This is a genomic window from Novosphingobium pokkalii, assembly GCF_014652855.1.
Lineage (GTDB): Bacteria > Pseudomonadota > Alphaproteobacteria > Sphingomonadales > Sphingomonadaceae > Novosphingobium > Novosphingobium pokkalii.
Genome location: NZ_BMZP01000021.1, coordinates 12,046 through 32,619 on the forward strand (window position 1 = coordinate 12,046; position 20,574 = coordinate 32,619).

The window sequence follows — 20,574 nt, forward strand, 5'->3', positions numbered from 1 at the left end:
ATGGCACAAGCGGCTGTTAGGCATATCATATACTTATTCATGTCCGAAGCATCCTCTCATGGCTTGTCAGCCCGTGACGAAACCATAGCCTCATTTTTGACGCAATCAATTGCATATCCTATCATTTGGTATAATGTTGGCGTCTGACGCGGAGAGGAAAGATGCGATGGATGAAAGCGGCAATAGTGCCTCGGGATGGACACGCCGTGCTGTCCTGCCTGCCCTGACCCTTGCCGCAGCGGCGCTGAATTCAAATCATGGCATGAGCCAGACGATACCTCGCGGGCTCAAACTGCCTCCGCTCCCTACCTCTTGGAACCGGGTCGAACGCATACCACTTTGGCCAGGTGCGCTGCCCGGAACAGGCTTTCGGGCCAGTCCGGTTCCACCAGATTTCCCCGACATCCTCGTGCGCAACGTCGCACGCCCCGAACTGCGCGTCTTCCCGCCGCCTGCAGGCACGCCATCCAATGGTCTAAGCCTTCTGGTGCTACCTGGCGGTGCATACAGCTGGGTATCGATCCTAAACGAAGGAATCGAAATCGCTGGTCGGTTCGGAACAATGGGCTATACGACATTCGTTTTGGTCTATCGCCTCCCCGGCGAAGGCTGGAGCCCGCGCGCGGACGTATCGTTGGCCGATGCACGGCGTGCAGTGCAAGTCATTCGGCGGCAAGCCCCCTTGCGACATCTAAGGACGGACGGCATTCTCGTCGCCGGGTTTTCAGCGGGTGGCCATCTCGCAGCTTCGCTCGCCACCCGCTACAAGCAGAAAATTTATCCCGCGATTGACGCTCTGGATGATACCGATGCTCGGCCAGCGGTCGTCGGGGCCATCTACCCGGTGATCAGTTTGTCACCGGATATCGGACACCACGACTCCACTTCGAACCTAGTTGGACCCAATCCCGACGCAGAGGCAATCGCGCGTCATTCGCCCGCTCTGCAAGTATCGACCGAAACACCTCCCATGTTTCTTGCCCATGCAGTGGACGACGCCGCAGTAAACCCCGCGAACACGTTGGCCATGATGCAAGCGCTAATGACCGCAAAGCGCCCCGTCGAGGCACACTTTTTTGAGAAAGGCGGACACGCCTTCGGCGCGGGGCGTGCCGGCCAGCCCAATCGGGCGTGGCCGGACCTGTTTCACGCTTGGGCGCAGACCCACCTTGCCTGATAAACCACGCGACGGGATAAATAGCATGACGATGGAAATTTCGCGCCGTAGCCTCGCCAAGTGGGCCGCCGCGTTAGGGTCCGCCCAGTTCCTTCCAAGGCTCGCCTCGGCTGCAACCATCAGCTCTGAAACGCAAGCGGACGTGATGGCTTTCGTCAATCCGGCGTTGCGCCCCTCCGCTGCAGTGGTCGCACGCATGACCGCGGAACATGGCACGCCCAGCGACGCCACTTTGGCAACTCTGCGCCGACCGCACCCTGAAGTTATGCCTAAGCGTTTGCCCGACGTCCCGGTTGATGAACATCTGGTCCCCGTGCCTGGAGGGCCCGCGGTCAAGGTCTACGTCATCAATGCCCGGGTCGGTGCGAAGCGTCCGGCAGTCGTCCACATGCACGGTGGCGGCTACATCGCTGGAACAGCAGACTTCGAAATTGGCAAGCATCAGGCGCTTGCCCAGCAGCTCGATTGCGTGATCGCAACGGTCAATTATCGGCTCGCGCCCGAAACGAGATTCACCGGATCAATTGAGGACAATTACGCCGCCCTGAAATGGGTGCATGATCATGCCGCAGAACTTGGTGTAGATATCGCCCGTATCGCCGTGATGGGTGAAAGTGCGGGTGGCGGCCATGCCGCGCGACTGGCAATCACAGCACGCGATCGCGGCGAAGTGCCAGTATGTTTTCAGACCCTAATCTATCCTATGCTTGATGATCGCACCGGCAGCACGATCATGCCGCCGTTTCCTGTTGGCGCAATTGGCTGGAATGCCGCGAGCAACCGCTATGGCTGGGCATCGTTTCTCGGAATGGAGCCGGGAAGTTCCAGCGTTCCTGCATCGGCCGTACCTGCGCGCGTCACAGATTTGAGCGGTCTGCCGCCCGCGTTTATCGCAGTCGGCGGCATCGACTTGTTCGTCACGGAGGATCTGAACTACGCGCAGCGACTGCTCAATGCGAAGGTCCCCTGCGAGGTACTGGTCGTTCCTGGCGCTTACCACGGCTTTGACATCATAGCTGCGGATACGCCGCCCGCCCGGCAATTTACGACGGCCAAACTCAACGCTTTGCGCCGGGCTTTCGGCAATATGGATGTTTGAAGGTCGCACTGCATATAACGCGATTTCTATCACGCGGGGCTTCACGTTGTAATCAAGCACCCGCTTGACCGGTACCAGGACCTTCATGCGTGCGCCTCCATACGTTCGATGACCATGGCGATGCCCTGCCCGCCACCGATGCACATCGTGACGAGGCCATAGCGCCCTCCGGTCCGCTGCAGCTCGTACAGTGCCTTCACCAAGATGATCGCGCCGGTAGCGCCGATCGGATGGCCGAGCGCGATGCCGCTGCCGTTGGGATTGACCTTGGCCGGATCGAAGCTCAACTGGGCCGCGACCGCGCAGGCCTGCGCAGCGAAGGCTTCGTTGGCCTCGATCACGTCGATCGCGGCCAGTTCCAGCCCGCCGCGGCGCAGCGCGATCGGCACGGCTGCGACCGGGCCGATCCCCATGATCTGCGGATCGACACCGGCATGCCCCCAGCCGAGGATCCGCGCCGCAGGCTGCAAGCCGCGCGCTTCGACCGCGCTTGCCGAAGCGAGCACCACCGCAGCCGCGCCATCGTTGAGGCCCGACGCATTGCCCGCGGTCACCGATCCGTCGCGGCGGAAGGCGGGGCGCAGCGCCGCGAGGCTTTCCGCCGTCGTCTCGGCGCGGACATGCTCGTCGGTGGCAAACACCGTGACGCCCTTGCGCGTCCTGACCTCGACAGGGACGATCTGCGTTTCGAACCTGCCTTCGGCGATCGCGCGGGCGGCACGGGCGTGGCTTTCGGCGGCCAGCGCGTCCTGGGCTTCGCGCGAGACATCGAAGCGATCGGCGACATTCTCCGCCGTGATCCCCATATGGACGGCGTCGAACGGATCGGACAGCGCGCCCACCATCATGTCGAGCATCGTCGTCTCGCCCATCTTGGTGCCCCAGCGCATGCCGGTGGCGAGATAGGGCGCGCGGCTCATGCTCTCGGCACCGCCCGCCACTGCCACGCCGATCTCGCCCAGCGCGATCATCTGCGCCGCCGAGATCACCGCCTGCAGGCCCGAGCCGCACAGCCGGTTCAACGTGAGCGCAGGCGCAGCATGGGGAATGCCGGCGCGGACCGCCGCAACGCGTGCCAGATAGGCATCGGACGGCAGCGTCGGGATCACCTGCCCCATCACGACATGCTCGACATCGGCCGGAGACAGCACGGCCCGGCGGACGGCCTCGCCGATTACCGTCGCGCCCAGATCCGCGGGAGGAACGTCCTTCAAGGCGCCGCCAAAGTCGCCGATCGCCGTTCGGGCGCCCGCCAGAATGAAGATTTCTTCCACCGTCTAACCTCCTGCCGCGCGAGAATGCCGCGCGTTGTTGAAACGCCCATCGGCGCATTGCGCATGGTCCGCCGATCCGGCAGGCCCAGTGTTTCCATTCGAACCGCCGCCGGGCAGATCCGCGCATCGGCGCCGCTCGCAGCCATGAAGCGACTCCCCTCGCATCGACGGGTGTATGCACGGTGCGGCGGCGCGCAGGATCATGCCTCCGCCAGCGCCGCCTGCAGGTCGATTGCGCCCAGTTGCACGCCGCCATGAAACCCGCCATCGACCGGCAGACACACGCCGCTGATGAAGCTGGCGGCATTAGAATTAAGAAAGACCAGCGGATTGCCCTGTTCCGTCGGTGTGGCGCGACGCCCCGACGGAATCGTGAAGAGTTCGAGCACGGCCTTGCTGACTACGTTTTCGAAGGCCGCCATCATCGGCGTCTGCGTCGGGCTCGGCATCGTCGCGTTGACGCGGATGCCACGACCGCCCAGTTCTTGGGCAAGCAGGCACGTCCACGCGTTGACCAGTTCCTTCGAGAGCGCGTAGCCGTCCTGGACCTCTTCCGGATGCGATGCCACCCAATCGAGGAATGCCTGCTTGTCCGAGATCGCGATCAGCGACGTGAGTAGCGGGATGCGCCGCAGGAATCCCATGCCCCCCAGTGAGGAGATAGTGGCGATGGCGCCGTCCCGGCGCAGACGGGGCAGCCATTGTTCCGTCCAGTGCCGGATGCCGAGGAAATTGACCGAGAGGACATCGGCGGGCGGGAAGGTCTGTGGCAGGCCGGCACAATTGAACAGGGCATCAATCTCGCCGCCGATGCTGTCGACGGCCCGATTGATCGACTCCCAGTCCTTGAGATCGACCTGGGTGAACGAGGCCAGGGATACGGGCGAGGGCTTGATGTCTGCGCCGTGGACCTCCGCGCCCAATGCCACGAGCGTACGTGCACACGCTTCACCCATGCCGGAAAAACAGCCGACGATGGCGACGCGCTTGCCTTTGTACGACAATAGATCGCTCACGCTTCCTCTCCTCTTCTATGCCTGTTTTTGGAACGCCGCTAATCGCGGCAGTGTAGCGTTGCTGGTAACCCGCCGCGATCAGCCGGCGAGGAGCTGCCACATCTGCATCCGGTCGAACCGGATCTCGCAAGGTTCGTCAGGACGGACGCCGCTGCGACCCTTCACCAATCTCCGGCGATAGCGACAGAGCGCACTCACTGCATCAGTTAGTCCCGATCCCAATCTCGATCCTGGAGCCTGCGCCTCAAACGCCATGATGCCCCCTCCTGACGTCCTTGCATTGCGCCAATAATTGACACATGTATCAAATCCGTGCACAGCGATCAACGATCAATTGGTTTGAAAGGCGCTATAGGTTCGCCGTAAGGATTAATTTTCGCCAGTAAGGTACACTGATCATTGTGAGCGCCTGCCATCGAACATGGTTGCGACAACGCTTCCGATGGGCACGCGATGCCGCAGCGACGGACCTCTGCAGTGGACAGGTTATTAGCCAACTACATTACTTTACAATGCCTTGATTACGATTTCTCTCATGGAATCTAAACGATGAATTTTGTAGAATCGAGCGATCGCTACCCGCTGGCTGCCTTTGCGGGCGAAAAACCGCCAGCTCCCGAATGGTACAGGCGTGTCATGGCGGACCTGCCCGAGGTCGGCACGGTCGAAGTGGACAAGACCGCTATCGAGTTCCTGACCTGGGGAGATATCGGCAAGCCGGGTCTCCTCCTGATCCATGGCAACTTCGCGCACGCCCATTGGTGGGGGCCGCTCTCGCCACTTCTGGGGCGCGACTATCGCGTCTGCGCCATGTCGCTGGCAGGTATGGGCGGATCGGGCTGGCGCACCACCTACTCCGTCGAGGTCCAGGTGCAGGAAGCCTTCGCCGCAGCTCAGGCGGCGCAGCTGTTCGCGGCAGCCGAGCGTCCCACGGTGATCGCCCATAGCTTCGGCGCGGAGCCAGCCATCTTCCTGGCGGCGCGCATCGGCGAACGCTTCAGCCGGGCACTGCTGCTCGATTGCGGCGTCGCTCCGACTACCGAGCAGGAAACGCTGACGACTAGAGGGCGAAGCTACCCGACCATTGCGGATGCGCTGGCACGATTTCGGCTCGCACCGCCGCAGCACCATCGCAACCTCTTCATCCTCGACGACATCGCGCGCAAAGGGCTCGTCCAGACCGACGACGGCGCCTGGCGGTGGCGGTTCGACCCCCACTTCTGGTCCAATCTCGAGGCCTATGACGGATGGAGCACACTAGCCGCACCCAAATGCCCCCTGGCTTTCATCTATGGAGAGGACTCCACGCTCGTCACCCCGGAACTTGTCGTTCTTCAGCAGCAGCAAGCGCCCAAGGGCACGCCGTTCATTCCCATCGTCGGCGCCGGACACCACCTGATGATCGACCAGCCCTTTGCTGTGTACGCGGCAATCCGTGGGGTGATCGAGGAAGCGCGCCGGACACAGGTATGAGGGATCACCGACGGCCTGGCGAGCCCGGCACGAGGAGACAATAGCTACCGCCGACACGGGGTTGAGAGCGCCCATAGAGGCCGACATTCTTGTCAAGAACCCGCATTCATGCCGCCGACCGACGCCCAGACGGCATCGCCGGGGACCATCACGCTCTCCGATCCTCCAGTACCATGGCCGATGCCTTTTCCGCGATCATGACCACCGCTGCGTTCGTGTTTCCCGAGATGATCCGGGGCATGACGGAGGCGTCGACCACGCGCAGCCGGCCGACTCCGCGCACCGCGAGCCGCGGCGTCACCACCGCGCCCTCCGCGCCCATGCGGCAAGTGCCCACATAATGATAGATGGAGCCGCCGGTCTGCCGGGCATGGTCGAGGATTTCATCGTCGGTCATTGCATCGAAGGCGGGCCGGGTCGGCAGCACGAGCGCGTCGGCAATAGCCGGCTGGGCCAGAATGCTGCGCGCTAGCCGGATGCCGGCAATCGTCGTCTGCTGATCGTACGGATCAGAAAGGTAATTGGTCATGATGGCCGGATGTTGCGCCGGATCGGCCGAGCGTATTCGAACATACCCCACCGAGCGCGGCCGGACCGGGTGGCCGCCGATCGTAACGCCGGGCCGAGCATCCAGAATCGTGTGGCCTGCCGCCAACGTCCTCGGCACGTCCGTGCTCGCCGGACTGCTGAAGAACTGATAGTCTGGTAGATCGAGCGACGGTCTCGACTTGGCAATGGCCGTGAGATGCGCCGCCGCGCCCGCCAATAGGCCGCGCCGGAACAAGCCATATTGGATCACCGAACCGACCAGCCCAAGCCCACGCGACCGGGCATTCAGACTGGGCGAACCGGGCTTGAGTGTGGCGCGCAGCTGCACGATGTAGTGGTCCTGCAAGTTCTCGCCGACGTCGGGCGACGCATGCACCACCGGAATACCGTGGCTACGCAGCAGATCCGGATCGCCGATGCCGGACAACTGGAGCAGCTGCGGGCTGTTGAAGGCACCGCCTGCAAGAATTACCTCGACCCTAGCGCGAAGGAACTTGGTAGTGCCCTGATGGTCGATCTCCACGCCCACCGCCTCGCCATTTTCGATGCGCACGCGCTGCGCCAGCGCATGGGTAAGAATGGTCAGGTTGCGGCGGTGCCGTACCGGGTGCAAATATGCAGCGGCGCCGGACTGCCGGCGCCCGCGCCGGATCGTGCTTTGGACGAAGCTGACGCCTTCATGATCGCCGGAACACAGATCGTCAGTGGCGGGGATTCCCGCTTGGATGAAGGCTTCACGCAGGCGTAGGGTCATCGGGTGGCGAAGCGTCGAATCCCCCACTGCCAGCGGACCATCATCGCCGTGCCACTCGTCGGCACCGCGCTCCTGCCGCTCTGCCGCCCGGAAATAGGGTAGGACGTCGGACCAGGACCAGCCTTCGCAACCGAGTTGGCGCCATCCTTCATAATCTTGCGGCAAGCCGCGGACATAGATCATACCGTTGATTGCCGACGATCCCCCCAGCACCTTGCCGCGGGCGAGTGCGAAGGTGCGATTCGCCACATGAGGATCGGGTTCGCTGACGAAGCCCCAGTTGAGGGCGGGATCGTTTGAGACATGGCTGAAACCAGCCGGAATGCCGATCATGAATCGACTCTTGAGGTGGCGTGGCTCGGCGAGCAGCCTGTCGTCGCTCCCCGCCTCCAGCACGATGACCTTTACGGACGAATCAGCACTCAGCCGGTTGGCCAGAACGCAACCCGCCGATCCTGCGCCCACGATGACGTAATCGGCCTCCAGAACCTCGTGCATGCGCGCGCCCACCGGCCTCTCCCTTCTCGTTCTTGCCAGTCCGGCCATTCCAGAGTATTGACACTACTGTCAAGGAACGTCGTCACACGTTTCGCCACTGGCGGGTGGCTGCGCTGATCGCGACCGGCGCTGGTCCAGGATCGAGGGCCAGGGCGGCAAGCGGCGCGGCGATTCACGCCGGCGTTGGTCAATCAAGGAGAGTATGATGGCTGAATTCGACCTCGTCATCCGGGGGGGCACCGTGGTTGACGGACGCGGTGGCGCACCCTTCGCGGCGGACCTGGCCATTACCGACGGGATTATCGTCGATATCGGCAGAATCGATGGCCGCGGTCGAAAGGAAATCGACGCGCAGGGCGCCTATGTTACCCCCGGCTTCGTCGACGTTCACACCCATTATGACGGCCAGGTGACGTGGGAAAGCACGCTCTCGCCTTCCTCCAATCATGGGGTCACTACGGTGGTCATGGGGAATTGCGGTGTCGGGTTTGCACCCACGCGTAGTGCCGATCACGAATTGGTAATCAAGCTCATGGAGGGCGTGGAAGACGTTCCCGAAGTGGTCATGGCCGAAGGCGTGCCGTGGAACTGGGAAACCTTCCCCGAATATCTCGACGCGCTCGACGAGCGCGAGGCCGATGTCGACTTCGCGACCCAAATCCCGCACAGTCCGCTGCGCGTGTTCGTGATGGGGGAGCGCGGCGCCAATATCGAGCCGGCAACCGAGGAAGACCTTGCCCGCATGCGCGATCTCGTCGCGGAGGCCGTGCGGGCCGGCGCGCTCGGAGTTTCGACCTCGCGCAATCTGTTCCACCGCTTCCGCAGCGGCGAACTGGCGCCGTCGGTTGGCGTGCATGAGCGCGAACTGCTGGAACTCGGGCGCGGACTTGGCGATGCGGGCAGCGGCGTGTTCCAGCTCATTCCCTATCTACACGGTGCCCCCGAGGACGAAATCCGGATATTCGGCGAAATCGCCGAAGCCTCGCAGCGGCCGATAAACTATAGCCTCATCGCCTTTGGTGACAATTGGCAGAAATATGTCGACGGTGTGCAGAAACTCGTCGATCGGGGGCTCGACGTGCGCGCCCAGTTCATGGCGCGCCCGATCGGGATGCTGTTCGGGCTCGATCTCAGCTTCCACCCCTTCTGCCTCAACCCGAGCTATCGCCCGCTTGCCAACCTGCCACTCGCGGAAAAGGTGGCGCGGATGCGAGATCCGGAACTGCGGGCGCGGATCCTTTCAGAACAGCCGGAAGATCCCAATCCCGGCTTCGTGGAAACGGTGCAGCTAAAGGGCACGCTGTACTTCATGGACGAATCGGCGAACTATAATTTCGGGGACAAGGACAATCTCATGCTCAAGGCCGAGCGTGAGGGTCGGCCGGTCGACGAAGTGATCTATGATGCCCTGCTCGAGGATGACGGCCATGCCATCCTGTGCCGCTATGCGGCCGACCTGAACACCTATCTGAAGAACACCGCAGGCTTCTTCGGGGGACCCTTGACGATCCCGGCACTCGGCGATGGCGGCGCGCATTATGGCATGATCTGCGATGCTGCCTTCACCACCTATCTGCTCGAACAGCGGGTGGGCCAGCTGGGCGTGACGCTGCCGCACGCCATCCAGTCGATCACTAGCCGTGCAGCGGAATCCGTGGGACTGCTCGACCGCGGCGTGCTCGCCCCCGGCTACAAGGCCGATGTGAACGTGATCGATATGAACCGCATCAAGCTGCATCGACCGGTGGTCAAGGCCGATCTGCCCGCCGGCGGCAAGCGCCTGACACAGCGCTCGGACGGGTATCTGGCCACGATCGTGAGCGGCACCGTGACCTATGAGCGCGGCGAGCCGACCGGCGCGCTGCCCGGCCGCCTGGTGCGCGGCCAAAGGACCGCACCGGCCCCAGTGCGGCAACCCGCACTGGCCGACTGATCGAGCAAGCGAGTGCCGCTGGAAAGGACGACCGTGTCGAAGCCGCAGCAGTTTCCGATCGCCCGCCAGTCTGCAGGTCTACCACCCCCGCGCCGCCCTGGATCGATCCGCAGGACCACGACGATCGACTCGCACTGGCCGAACGGACGACACGCGCCCTGGCGCATGATTGGTCGCGGTCGCGACTTCCTCACGCCGACGGAGGGCGACACGTGCATCATGGCCGAAGGCAGCTTCGACCTCTTGTCATCGCCGCGCCGCGAAATCCTGGAATTACAGGTCGCGCCGCCACACCCGGGCGCGGCGGAATTGGTGGGAATCCGTGCTGGCGGCGCCAGTCGCGGACGGCTGAACGAGGCACTCGCGGACGCACGCGCTTCGGTGCTGTTCCAGCTCCTCGACGATTTTCCCGGGGCCAGTCTGGTTGCGCCCTGGGCATGGTCGCGCTGGACGTCCGAGTGGCCCGAGGCAACTTCTGGCGCGAGCGAGACGCCGAGGGCCGCGGACATGGAAGATATCTGCACCGGCTTCGCGGCCGGATCGAGCGCGTTCGCAGACGATGGCAACATCAATTTCGGCAGACAGTCGAGTGCGCCAGTCGCGGATCTGGACGCCTCCGCCGATCCGCTGGGCTGGCATCCGTTGCTGTCGGTACGCGGCCCAGCGATGCGCCGGGCGCGGCGGCTCGACCTGTGGCGCGAAGGCGGGGTGCTGAAGGCGGACATCGGCTTTCAGGACAGTGCCACCATGCCGGACGGCGAGCGTAGCGCCGTCCATGAATATCGCGTCTTTGCCGAAATCGACCTAAAGGACGGCCTGCTGACCCGGATCGAGGCCGAGGCGCTGATCCTGCCCTATGCCGAATGCCCCGGAGCCGCGCTGGAGATCGGCCGGCTCGTCGGCCAGCCGGTGGATGGGTTGCGCGCAGCCGTACCGGTCACTCTAGCCGGGCCGCTCGGTTGCACCCATCTCAACGATGTAGCCCGCTCGCTTGCAGGCGTCTCCGAACTTGCAAAGGCGGTGCCCTGAGCCGAGGCCGTTGCCGACGCTTGAAGCTGGCAACGGCGCGAGACCCTAGAGCCGGACCTGTAGCTCCGCCGCGATCGTGGCCGGTCGGGCGATGACGGCACGCGTGCCGGCACCGGCGATGGCGATGGCCTGGTTGTACTTGCGATCGAACACGTTGTTGCCGACGAGCGAGACGCGCACCTTCTCGCCAGGCCAGATCCATGTCGCCTGTACATTGGTGACGTTATAAGCCCGCTCGCGCACGGTGTTCGCCCGATCCCAATAGAAGGAACCGCTGAAATAGCTGTTGCCTGACAGCTGAATTTTCGATGCCCCCACCGCAACAGTGTAGTTAGCGCTCAAGCTCAACGTATAATCTGGCTGACGGACCATCTTGTTACCGGACGCCGACACGTTGCTCTGGACGTTCCCGTTCGCCGCGCCATTCAAGGGATTGATGACCGTCGACGGTGTGAGCGCGATCGCCCCAGGGAAGCTATCGTACCGCGCGTGGGAATAGGCAGCGCTAGCGGTCAGACGCAGCCCCTCGGCCACGGTGAAGGAGAGATCGCCGTCGATTCCGGTGATCTTCGCGGTGGCAGCATTCTGCAGCCGGGTGATGGCAGCGGCTCCGGATCGACGGCCGCAATCGCCGCCGTCGACGAGGGGTAGCTGCTGGAATTATAGGCCCCGCTTTTGAAGCCTTGACTGAATGTAACATAGACGTTCAGCCGATCGGCGAGTGCATAGCGAACCGAGACCCGCGGCGTGAAACTATCCCGGCTCTTGTCCAGAACGAACGCCTGCGTGGGGGGTGCCAGGCGTGGCAAGAACCCGCAGAAACTCCCTTGCACATTAGATACAATACTGTATCCAGATACACATGCGCACACTAAGGAAGACCCGAAGCGAGCAGCAGGCACTCACGCGAGCACATCTGAGGCAGGCGGCACAGCACGAGTTCGCGTTCCGGGGCGTGAGCGCAACATCCATCGACCGCATTAGTGAATCGGCCGGCTTTTCGCGCGGAGCATTTTATTCGAATTATGCGGGAAAGCATGATTTGCTGCTGGAGTTGCTGGAAGAGCACCAGACGCAGGAAATTGAGGCGTGGCAGACGCTGCTCGCAGCCGAGGGTTCGTTCGACGACCTTTTGCCAATCTTGCAAGCGCGCTTCGACGCCTTCGCGCTGAACACAAACTTATTCCTGTTCGACTTTGAGTTGCGCCTGGAAGCCATGCGCAACCCTGACATTTCAGAACGGTACAGTATGCATCTCTCCAGAATCTGCGAACGCGCAGATGCACTGGCAGCCGCATTGATCAGGCGCTCTGGCGCTACCCACTTATCCACCAGCTTCCTCAGCATGGCCCTTCGCTCCTTCTGCCCCCAATTGGCGGTAGAGATGCGCCTTGGGCTAGGAAGCAATGGCGAGAGCCCGGGCACACGGCTTGTGGCACTTCTAGCCGAGCTGCTCGGCATAGAGCGAGGTGCGCCCTCGACGTGACGATTCCGCACCGGCGAATCCGGAATGGCGATGCATCAAGAAATGACTTCGAGGCTGGTATGGCAATTGCCCTCAAAACTACCGTTCCCGATCACGTTCCTCCGCATCTTGTCGTCGAGTATGACGTTTGGTCGGAGCCGACCAACCCTCCGGATGTGCAGTTCGCCATGGTGAACAGGTTGCACGCCGGTCTCCCGGACATCATTTACACACCTTGCAATGGCGGTCACTGGATCGTCTCTCGCATGGATCATGTCACCAAGCTGGTCCGCGACACCGAGGTCTTTTCCAGCGCGTCATCCAGTGCCATGCCGCCGTCGCTCGAATTTCGGCTGCCGCCGCAGGACTTGGATCCACCCGCGCATATCAAATATCGTAAGCTGCTGCTGCAGTTCCTCGCACCCAAGGACCTGTCCAAACAGGCGCCGCATGTGCTGGCTCTCTGTACGCGCCTCATCGACGGCCTCGCTGGACGCAATGGCTGTGAGTTCAAGAGCGAAATCGCCGTGCAGCTGCCGGTGTCGATTTTTCTTGCTGTCATGGACTGGGACGTTTCACGCCTGCGGGAATTCGTCGGCTGGACCATCGACATCATCTCCAGCAACGATCTGGCGCGCGTGCAAGCGTCGCTTCCCAAGCTTCGCGCCTATCTCGACGGCGAAATCGAACGCCGCAGGGCAAGCCCCGGCGATGATCCGATCAGCCTTCTACTTGCGTCAGAGGTCGATGGCGTCCCCCTATCGGACAAGCGCGTTCAGGAGATCGCCACACTGTTGTTCACCGCCGGCACGGACACAGTCACCAATGCCCTCACCTTTGCAATGTCACATCTCGCCAAGGACGTCGCGCTCCAGCAACGGCTTCGCGCTCACCCCGACGAGATCGACGGAGCGGTCGAGGAATTGCTACGGCGCTATTCCTTCGTGAACGTTTATCGTCGCGTGGCGCGGGATGTCCTGTTCGAAGGCGTTCAAATGCGCGCTGGAGACCGGGTGCTGGTAAGCCTTGCTGCGGCAAGCAACGATGCGCGGTGGGTCGAGAACCCGAACCATGTGGATCTATCCAGGGGCCGCTGCCAGCATGTGGCGTTCAACACCGGCCCTCATGCCTGCATCGGGGCACCGTTGGCGCGGCTTGAGTTGCGCATTTTTCTCGCCGAATGGCTGAAGCGCATGCCGGACATACGGCTCGCGGACGGGTTCGCGCCCAACCAGCGCGGCGGAGCAGTAATGGGGGTGGAATCGCTAGAGATACGTTGGTGAAAAAGAGCACGTTTCGATCGAACGATGATGCGCTACGCATTCGCCCCCAAATGAACGCGCGGTCGCGCCCTCCGAGGGCTCAACTGCGATAATCATTGCCAACTCTGGCCAGAGACGGGATTGCAGTCTGCGGCCGCAACTATGGCAGATCGCATTTGCTCAAGCCTTTTTTGTCCGCTTGGCGGGAGGCACAGGAGCAGCCTTCTTGGCGGCAGCGGCGGCAGCCTTGGCGGCAGACTCCGCTTTCGGCTTAGCGCGAGGCTTGGTCTTCCGCTTAGGCTCAGCCTGAGCGGGCCGCAGCATGGCGGCGAGCATGCGAGCCAAGCCTTGGTGCACATCGGAGGCTTCGAGCGGTGCCTTGGTGATGCGCCAGTGATACCAGAAGCGATCGAGCAGCGCCATCAGCGCGAGGCCCTGCACATGTGGTTCCTCGTCGGTCGGCGCCCCCAGCTTGCGCATTGCGTCGCTCGCCAGCCGTGCCGCACGCATCGAGCCGCGCATGCCCAGTTCCCGCAATTGCTCGTCAGAGCGCGCCGCCTGCAGCCACACCAGCATGTAGCCGCCATGGTCCTCGAGAAAATCGAAATAGCGCTGCACCCAGGCACTAATGTCGTCAAGATCCCAATCCTGGCGCAGATCGCCGAGCGAACTCAGGATCGAGAAGCTGGTCGCGACGCCCGAACTGCCCATTTCGCGCAGCAACTCGCTCTTCGACGAGAAATAGGTATAGACAGACGCGCGCGAGACCCCCGCGGCCTCGGCGATGCTGTCGATCGAGGTGGCGTCATAGCCCTGCTTCAGGAAGGTCTGCCGGGCCGTGTTGAGCAAATGCTCGCGCGTGCGCAGCGCCCGCGTGCCCACCGTCGGTCCCTGGCGGCCGGCTCCGTTCGCACTCCGGGCGCGATGAACGAAGGACAGGTCTTCCTCCCGTTGCGGTTGGCGCGCTTGCACCTCAGGTGTTTCAGACTTCGTCACCGCGAGATCGCACTCCTGAAATCGCCGCGATACAGATGGCGCGGACGGACAGGAAGATCATCGTCCATCCCTGTCTGGGATCGACTCGACCACTTCACGACACGGTTGTCAACTGCGGCAAGCCTGGACGCGATTGCCCCTTCTGCCATGCCGCACCCGGAAGCTTCGCCGCGTGCGGGGAATCAGGCGCACCGAACGCTTCGGGCGGCCGCCGACCTATTCGCGCGGCAGCTTCATCAGGGTGGCGATGTTGTTCTTCTGGATGGCCGAAGAACCGCCGTAGATCGGCACCGCCAAGATATCACGTACGTAGCGCTCCATCTGGAAGCCTTCCGCATAGCCATACGCGCCCATCACATATTGCTGGCAGGACAGCACGATCTCCTTCGCCGTTTCCGCGACGAACAGCTTGGCCATGCAGGTATCGACCGCCGAGGGCTGGTTGTGGTGCACCCTGCCCGCCGCATCATAGGCCATAAGTCGGCACGCCTTCAGCTTGGTCTGCACGTCGGACAGGACGTGCCGCACGGCCTGATGACCGCAGATGCGCTTGCCGAACTGCGAGCGATCCTGGCTATATTGCCATGCCTCCTGCACCGCCGCTGCGGCGATACCCAGCGCGATGAAGGTCGGCGCCAGTTTCTCGACCTCAAGGCTCCCGCCTGCGAGCATCCCCCAGCCCTTGTTCCAGCCTTCCTCCTCACCGATGACTAGGTCGGCATCGAGCGTCACGCCGTCCAGATGCACGTCGTTGGTCGGGATGCCGTGGGTCCCCATGCAGCGGGTGCGCTCGAAACTCACGCCCTCGGCATCCATCGGGATCATCACGAAGGACAGGTTGCGGTGGCGGTCGGCCGGGTCGCCGCTGCGCACCAGCGTCAGCATGTAATCCGCCACGTTCGCGCCCGAAATCCACCTTTTGGCGCCCGAGACGACCACCTTGTCGCCCTTGCGCTCCATTCGGGTGCGAACCGAAGCGAGGTCGCCGCCTACCTCGGGCTCGGATAGCCCGTAGGCGACCAGCGTGTCCCCAGCGAGCAGGCCCGGGAGGAAGCGATGCTTCTGGGCTTCGGAAGCCTTGTACACGAGGTTCAGGCTGCCGTAGCCGACGCTCATATTGTACAGGCTGGCAATGCCGCTCCAGCGCGCCGCCAGTTCCTCCATCACCACGGTCATGACGGTGACGTCGGTGCCGCTGCCGCCATATTCTTCCGGAGTCGTGAGGCCGAGAATGCCCAGTTCCGCCATGCCCTTCAGCAGTTCGCGCGGGACCCGGTCTTCCCGTTCCCAGACCGCGATCTTCTCGAGCGGACATTCTCGATCCAGGAACTTGCGAACGCTGTCGCGATAAAGGTCGAGTTCTTCAGTTCTATCGACGGTCATGCATGTTACCTTTGCTGCCGCCCCCTTTTGGGAGGACGCGGTTCCGGCCTATGCCCGACCCGGCCGGCGAGGTCCGCGCGCAGGGCGAGCTTGTTGATCTTGCCGCTCGGCAAGCGCGGCATGTCTTCGACGAAGATGACCCGTCGCGGAGACTTGTAGCCGGCGATCAGCGTACGGCTGTGCGCGATGATCTCGGCCTCGGTGAGCGTCGGCGAGCGCGACAACACGAAGGCAGTAACCGCCTCTCCCCATTTCGGATCGGCAGCCCCGACTACGGCGACGTCTGCAACCGCCGGGTGCTCGGCAATCGCGGCTTCCACCTCGCGGGAATAGATGTTCTCCCCGCCCGAGATGATCACGTCCTTCTTGCGGTCGCGGAGGTGGATATAGCCTTCGGCATCGATCTCAGCGATGTCGCCGGTGTGGAGCCAGCCGCCACGCAGCGTTTCGAGCGTGGCGGGCGCATTATTCCAATAGCCGCGCATCACCGTCGGCGACTGGACGCAGAGTTCCCCCGGCTGGCCGACCCCCAGTTCGATGTCGTTCTCGTCGACCACCCGCATGCGCGCGCCTTGGTAGGGATGCCCCACCGAGGCCAGCCGGCGCAGGTCGTCGACGTCGCCATCGGGGCGGTGCAGGTCGATAGGCAGGATTGTACCCAACCCTTCCGTTTGGCCGTAGATTTGCGCAAATACCGGCCCGATGCGTTGCAGGCCGTCGCGCAGCAACGGCAGGGGCATCGGCGCTGCGGAATAGAGGATCATCCGCAGGCTCGACAGATCGTGATCTGCGAAACCCGGCTCATCGAGCAGCATCTGCACCATTGTCGGCGCCAGATGACCCACCGTGATCCGCTCGCGCGCGATCGTCGCCAGCGCTTCGGCAGGCCGGAAGCTGCGCGCGAGATGAACGGTGCCGCCCGCCCAATGCTGCGCGAGTTGGATGTTCTTTGCACCGACATGGTAAAGCGGCATCACCAGCAACGTGCGATCCTCGCCGGCGCAGCGCATGTGGAATGAGGTCATCGCGGCGGAGGCGACCTGATTGGTCTGACCCAGCATGCACCCCTTTGGCCGCCCGGTCGTGCCGCTGGTGTAGAGCAGATAGGCGATGTCGTCGGACGATACCTGCCAATGCTCGCCATCAGGCGATCCATCGGCGACGACCGTTTCATAGGGCAACGCCCAATCCGGCCCCTCGCCGATCACGACGTACCGCATGCCGGGATCGAGCTTGTCGCGCATCGCCTGCACGTGATCGGCGTAGGCCGCCTCGAATATCAGCACCCGGGGCGCGGCATCACCGATGATGTATGCCATTTCCGGTACCGCCAAGCGATAGTTGACCGTCGCCAAGATCAGCCCGGATAGCTCCGCCGCGGCATAGGCCTCCAGATATTCAATGCAGTTCTGCGCGAGCACGCAAACCCTGTCCTGATGCCGCACACCGAGACGCCCCAGACCCGATGCGAGGCGGTTGGCGCGTTTCAGGAACTCGGCATGCGTCAGACTTTGCCCGTCGCAAATCACCGCAGGGCGGTTCGCATACCAGCGCGCATTGTTCCTGAGGATGTCACCGAGGGTCACGTTCGTCATCACACTCAGCTCGGCAGTCGCAGCACGGAGCGTGCGATAACGTTGCGCTGCACCTCGTTGGCACCGCCGTAAATGGTGGGAACCCGCGCAGCTGCATAAATTTCGAGCGGGAACGCCACATTGTCCGGCAGCGCGATCGGCTCCGCCACACGCGCCATATCCCCAGCCTGCAGCAGGATCTCCTCGGAGATCGCTGCGTAGAGTTCGGTCGCACGAATCTTGAGGAGCGAGACGTCTCCGCCAATCGACTCCCCCTCCTCGATTCGGCGAACATATTCCTCGAACATTGTCGTCAGGTCATAAAGGTCGAGCCGCAAGGCGGCGTAGCGGTCGAGCGCGCCGGTATCGCCGAAGGTCCCGAGCCGATCCATTAGGTCCTCAAGCTGGCGCAGGGCCATCATCGGGATGATCGGCGCCCCAACCATGACGCGCTCATGGCCCAGGACCGACTTGGCGATATCCCAGCCGCGATCGGCCTCGCCCACCAGGTTCTCCGAGGGCACCCGCGCATTGTCGAAGATGACCTGCGCGAATTCCCGCTCGCCGGTAAAGCTGTCGATCGGGCGCACCGTTACGCCGGGCGTGTTCAGGTCGATCAGCAGGATGCTGATGCCTTCCTGCTTTCGGCCGGCGTTACTCGTGCGCACCAGGGTAAAGATCCAGTCGGCGCAGAAGGCGAGCGTGGTCCAGGTCTTCTCGCCATTGACAATGAAGCTGTCTCCGTCGCGCACCGCCTTGCATTGCAACGAGGCAAGGTCGGAGCCGGCCGCCGGTTCCGAATAGCCCTGGCACCAGATCTCCTCGCCCCTCGCGATGCGATGGAGGTGGCGGGCCTTTTGCTCCGGCGTGCCGAACGTCATCAATAGGGGGCCGACCAGGTTCAGTGCCTGATCGGGGAACCGGGCACAGCCATGGCGTGACAGCTCCTCCATGAAGATGATCTGCTTCCGAATTGGCAGTCCCATGCCGCCCCATTCGCGTGGCCAGCTGGGAGCGAGCCAGCCCTTCGCGCCAAGCGCGCGGACCCAACCGCCAATTTCATCCATGCCCATGCGGCGGACGATGAAGCGCTTGTCTTCAGGATAATGCTCCTGAATCCATGCTCGTACCATCAGGCGGAAATCTTCGGAGTCCATCGCGCCGTAGTCGGCATTGCCTTCGGTCATGGCTCGATCAGTCTTCAAAATCGCGCTCTTCGCGCTTTTCGATGAAACCCAGCATCGATTCACGCGAGTCGGGATGCTTGGAATATTCGGCGGTCATGTTCTGCTCGAATCGATAGCCATCCCTGAGCGACAGATTCTCGATCGAGCCGAGCGTGCGCTTAGCGAGCCGGATGGCGTGCGGGCTCTTGCTCGCAATCTCCTCGGCCATTGCCCGCGCTGCGGGCATCAGTTGATCAGGCGGCAGGCAATCCTCGACGATACCGCGGCGCAGCAGTTCCGGCCCCGGCACGCGGTAGCCGGTGAGCACCATCCGGCGCGTCAGCGAGTGCCCGAACAGGCGCAGTGCATGCCGCGCGCCGCCCATCAGGCCGACATTTATCTCGGGAAGGCCAAAATTGGCGCTTTCGGAGACGAGCAAAATGTCACAGGACGCCACCAAGGCGAGACCGGCACCCAAAGCCGGCCCATTAACCGCAGCGATCACCGGCTTGCGACATTCCATCACGGCATAGAAGGTTTCGCGTACCCGCCGCAGATGCGCCCATTGCGCCCCTGGCTCGGGGTTGCCCTTGATCCGGCTCTTGAGGTCGGCGCCCGCCGAGAAGATCTTGCCCGCGCCGGTCAGGATGGCACAACGCACATCCGGATCGTCGCTGATCCGATCGAAGGCGGCGATCAGCGCGTCCATCATCGCCGCGCTCTGCGCGTTGACCGGGGGCACGTTGAGCGTGACGGTCGCGACGTGATTGTTAATCCAAAGATCTATGGGCTTGTTCATGCGACGGCTCCTCGGGTGCGCTCGATCGCCACGAAGCGGCGGCGCAATTCATGCGCCGTCCCCAGCCAGCTCATCAGCGCAAGGCATCCCCGCACGAGCCCGCCGAGCGGATATTCGCCCGTATAGCCAATGGCACCATGGAGCTGGAACGCGCCGCGCGTCACGACATCGGCCGCCTTCCCCGCGCGCGCCTTGGCCGCCAGCGTCGCCAATAGGGCAGCGTCGCACCCGTCAGCGCAGGAGCGGGCGGCGTGGGCAACCGCCGCGGCCGCCAAAGTCTGTTCGGTCCACAGATCGACCAGCCGATGCTGCACCGCCTGGTTGGCGGCGATCGGCTTACCGAACTGGACGCGCTGCCCGGTGAAATCAACGGTCATCGCGTTGATCTGCGCGCATAGCCCCGAAAGCTGCGCCGCAGCGGCGATGCGCGCGAACAGGAAGGCGGGGGCAAGCGCCTCGCGATCCGGCAACGGCAGGAACGCATCGGCCGGAATGGCGCCGCTGAATTCGATCTGGCCAAGCGGCCGATCTGCCAGACCGGGGACCAACGTCAGGGTAAGGTAAGGATCGCTACGGGCAATCACGGCTAGCCCCGGCGTGCCGTCGCGATCAACAGGGACACAGAAATGAGTGGCGCGATCGGCAAGATCGATCAGGCAGCGCCGGAACGCTATCGTGCCGGTTCTATCGTGCGATAAGGTTTCGAAAGGCAGCGTACGCTCGTCGCGGTTCGGCTGGTCCTGCCAGCAGAGTACCGGGCACGCTGTACCGGCGGACAGCGCCGCCAGCAGCTCGTCGCGCACCACGCCAGGAGTACACTGGTCGAGCGCCACCAAGGCTAGCACGGCAACGGCGCTATAGGGGGTCGTCACCCCAGCCCGGCCCAATTCCTCATAGAGCGCCGCCATGACCTCGGTCGACATGGCCGAGCCGCCTAGCGTTTCGTCGGCGAGCAGCCCGAGCCATCCGGCGGCAGCGATCTGCTGCCATTCGTCCGCCAAGGCTGCCGCATCCCGCTGCGTCGGCCTGGTCTTGGCGAAGGAGCGGACGCTGGCGCGCACGGCATCGAGAAGGTCCGGAGCCTCCTGCTCCTGACCGCCCTCCACTCTTTGAACGATTCCCATGAT

The 20,574-nt window shown here is 63.2% G+C and carries 17 protein-coding genes and 1 pseudogene; 7 read left to right on the forward strand and 11 right to left on the reverse strand.

Translation table 11 applies throughout. The features are described from left to right. The first annotated feature begins 166 nt into the window (after positions 1 to 166). Entirely contained in the window at positions 167 to 1,177 is a 1,011-nt protein-coding gene (locus IE191_RS17700) for an alpha/beta hydrolase (protein WP_191325712.1), read from the forward strand. A gap of 25 nt (positions 1,178 to 1,202) precedes the next feature. Continuing rightward, positions 1,203 to 2,276, forward strand: coding sequence for an alpha/beta hydrolase (locus IE191_RS17705; protein ID WP_229815595.1), 1,074 nt, complete (start codon positions 1,203 to 1,205; stop codon positions 2,274 to 2,276). Between the two features lie 83 nt (positions 2,277 to 2,359). On the opposite strand, the gene bktB is transcribed toward IE191_RS17705, so the two are convergent. Together bktB and IE191_RS17715 are read right to left on the reverse strand one after the other, a co-directional pair. Further along, a complete protein-coding gene (bktB, locus tag IE191_RS17710) occupies positions 2,360 to 3,550 on the reverse strand; it encodes a beta-ketothiolase BktB (protein WP_191325713.1) in 1,191 nt (396 codons plus the stop codon). 200 nt (positions 3,551 to 3,750) lie between these two features. Beyond that, complete coding sequence (locus IE191_RS17715; protein WP_191325714.1) at positions 3,751 to 4,566, reverse strand: coniferyl-alcohol dehydrogenase; 816 nt, start codon at positions 4,564 to 4,566, stop codon at positions 3,751 to 3,753. Positions 4,567 to 5,115: 549 nt separating this feature from the next. Between IE191_RS17715 and IE191_RS17720 the strand changes: the two genes are divergently transcribed. Then, positions 5,116 to 6,039, forward strand: a complete 924-nt coding sequence (locus IE191_RS17720; protein WP_191325715.1) for an alpha/beta fold hydrolase — start codon at positions 5,116 to 5,118, stop codon at positions 6,037 to 6,039. A 148-nt stretch (positions 6,040 to 6,187) separates the two neighbouring features. On the opposite strand, the gene IE191_RS17725 is transcribed toward IE191_RS17720, so the two are convergent. Further along, on the reverse strand, positions 6,188 to 7,840 hold the full coding sequence (locus IE191_RS17725) for a GMC family oxidoreductase (protein ID WP_191325716.1): 1,653 nt from the start codon (positions 7,838 to 7,840) through the stop codon (positions 6,188 to 6,190). A gap of 205 nt (positions 7,841 to 8,045) precedes the next feature. Between IE191_RS17725 and IE191_RS17730 the strand changes: the two genes are divergently transcribed. Continuing rightward, positions 8,046 to 9,773, forward strand: a complete 1,728-nt coding sequence (locus tag IE191_RS17730; RefSeq protein WP_191325717.1) for an N-acyl-D-amino-acid deacylase family protein — start codon at positions 8,046 to 8,048, stop codon at positions 9,771 to 9,773. Between the two features lie 219 nt (positions 9,774 to 9,992). Continuing rightward, positions 9,993 to 10,802: a DUF2889 domain-containing protein gene (locus IE191_RS17735; protein ID WP_191325718.1), complete on the forward strand. Its 810-nt coding sequence runs from the start codon at positions 9,993 to 9,995 to the stop codon at positions 10,800 to 10,802. 45 nt (positions 10,803 to 10,847) lie between these two features. Here the strand turns inward: IE191_RS17735 and IE191_RS17740 are convergent. Both IE191_RS17740 and IE191_RS21390 read right to left on the reverse strand, forming a co-directional pair. Next, positions 10,848 to 11,414: pseudogene (locus tag IE191_RS17740) on the reverse strand (TonB-dependent receptor domain-containing protein); the annotation flags it as partial. After that, on the reverse strand, positions 11,315 to 11,704 hold the full coding sequence (locus IE191_RS21390; protein ID WP_373299330.1) for a TonB-dependent receptor domain-containing protein: 390 nt from the start codon (positions 11,702 to 11,704) through the stop codon (positions 11,315 to 11,317). The gene IE191_RS21390 and the pseudogene IE191_RS17740, both read right to left, overlap by 100 nt. Between IE191_RS21390 and IE191_RS17750 the strand changes: the two genes are divergently transcribed. Together IE191_RS17750 and IE191_RS17755 are read left to right on the forward strand one after the other, a co-directional pair. Continuing rightward, positions 11,665 to 12,288, forward strand: coding sequence for a TetR/AcrR family transcriptional regulator (locus tag IE191_RS17750; protein WP_191325720.1), 624 nt, complete (start codon positions 11,665 to 11,667; stop codon positions 12,286 to 12,288). The two genes, IE191_RS21390 and IE191_RS17750, sit on opposite strands and share 40 nt — an antisense overlap. Before the next feature lie 59 nt (positions 12,289 to 12,347). Further along, positions 12,348 to 13,550, forward strand: coding sequence for a cytochrome P450 (locus tag IE191_RS17755; protein ID WP_191325721.1), 1,203 nt, complete (start codon positions 12,348 to 12,350; stop codon positions 13,548 to 13,550). 159 nt (positions 13,551 to 13,709) lie between these two features. Here IE191_RS17755 and IE191_RS17760 read toward each other — a convergent pair whose 3' ends face one another. The 6 genes from IE191_RS17760 to IE191_RS17785 form a co-directional block, all read right to left on the reverse strand. Next, a complete protein-coding gene (locus IE191_RS17760; RefSeq protein ID WP_191325722.1) occupies positions 13,710 to 14,525 on the reverse strand; it encodes a TetR/AcrR family transcriptional regulator in 816 nt (271 codons plus the stop codon). 216 nt (positions 14,526 to 14,741) lie between these two features. After that, positions 14,742 to 15,908 (reverse strand): acyl-CoA dehydrogenase family protein, encoded by a 1,167-nt coding sequence (locus IE191_RS17765; RefSeq protein ID WP_191325723.1) that lies wholly within the window; start codon positions 15,906 to 15,908, stop codon positions 14,742 to 14,744. A 5-nt stretch (positions 15,909 to 15,913) separates the two neighbouring features. Then, positions 15,914 to 17,503: a long-chain-fatty-acid--CoA ligase gene (locus tag IE191_RS17770; protein WP_191325724.1), complete on the reverse strand. Its 1,590-nt coding sequence runs from the start codon at positions 17,501 to 17,503 to the stop codon at positions 15,914 to 15,916. Positions 17,504 to 17,508: 5 nt separating this feature from the next. Continuing rightward, positions 17,509 to 18,669, reverse strand: coding sequence for an acyl-CoA dehydrogenase family protein (locus IE191_RS17775; RefSeq protein ID WP_191325725.1), 1,161 nt, complete (start codon positions 18,667 to 18,669; stop codon positions 17,509 to 17,511). Positions 18,670 to 18,676: 7 nt separating this feature from the next. Next, positions 18,677 to 19,447: an enoyl-CoA hydratase/isomerase family protein gene (locus IE191_RS17780; protein ID WP_191325726.1), complete on the reverse strand. Its 771-nt coding sequence runs from the start codon at positions 19,445 to 19,447 to the stop codon at positions 18,677 to 18,679. Next, positions 19,444 to 20,571, reverse strand: coding sequence for an acyl-CoA dehydrogenase family protein (locus IE191_RS17785; RefSeq protein WP_191325727.1), 1,128 nt, complete (start codon positions 20,569 to 20,571; stop codon positions 19,444 to 19,446). The genes IE191_RS17780 and IE191_RS17785 overlap by 4 nt, the downstream gene beginning before the upstream one ends. Positions 20,572 to 20,574 lie beyond the last annotated feature (3 nt).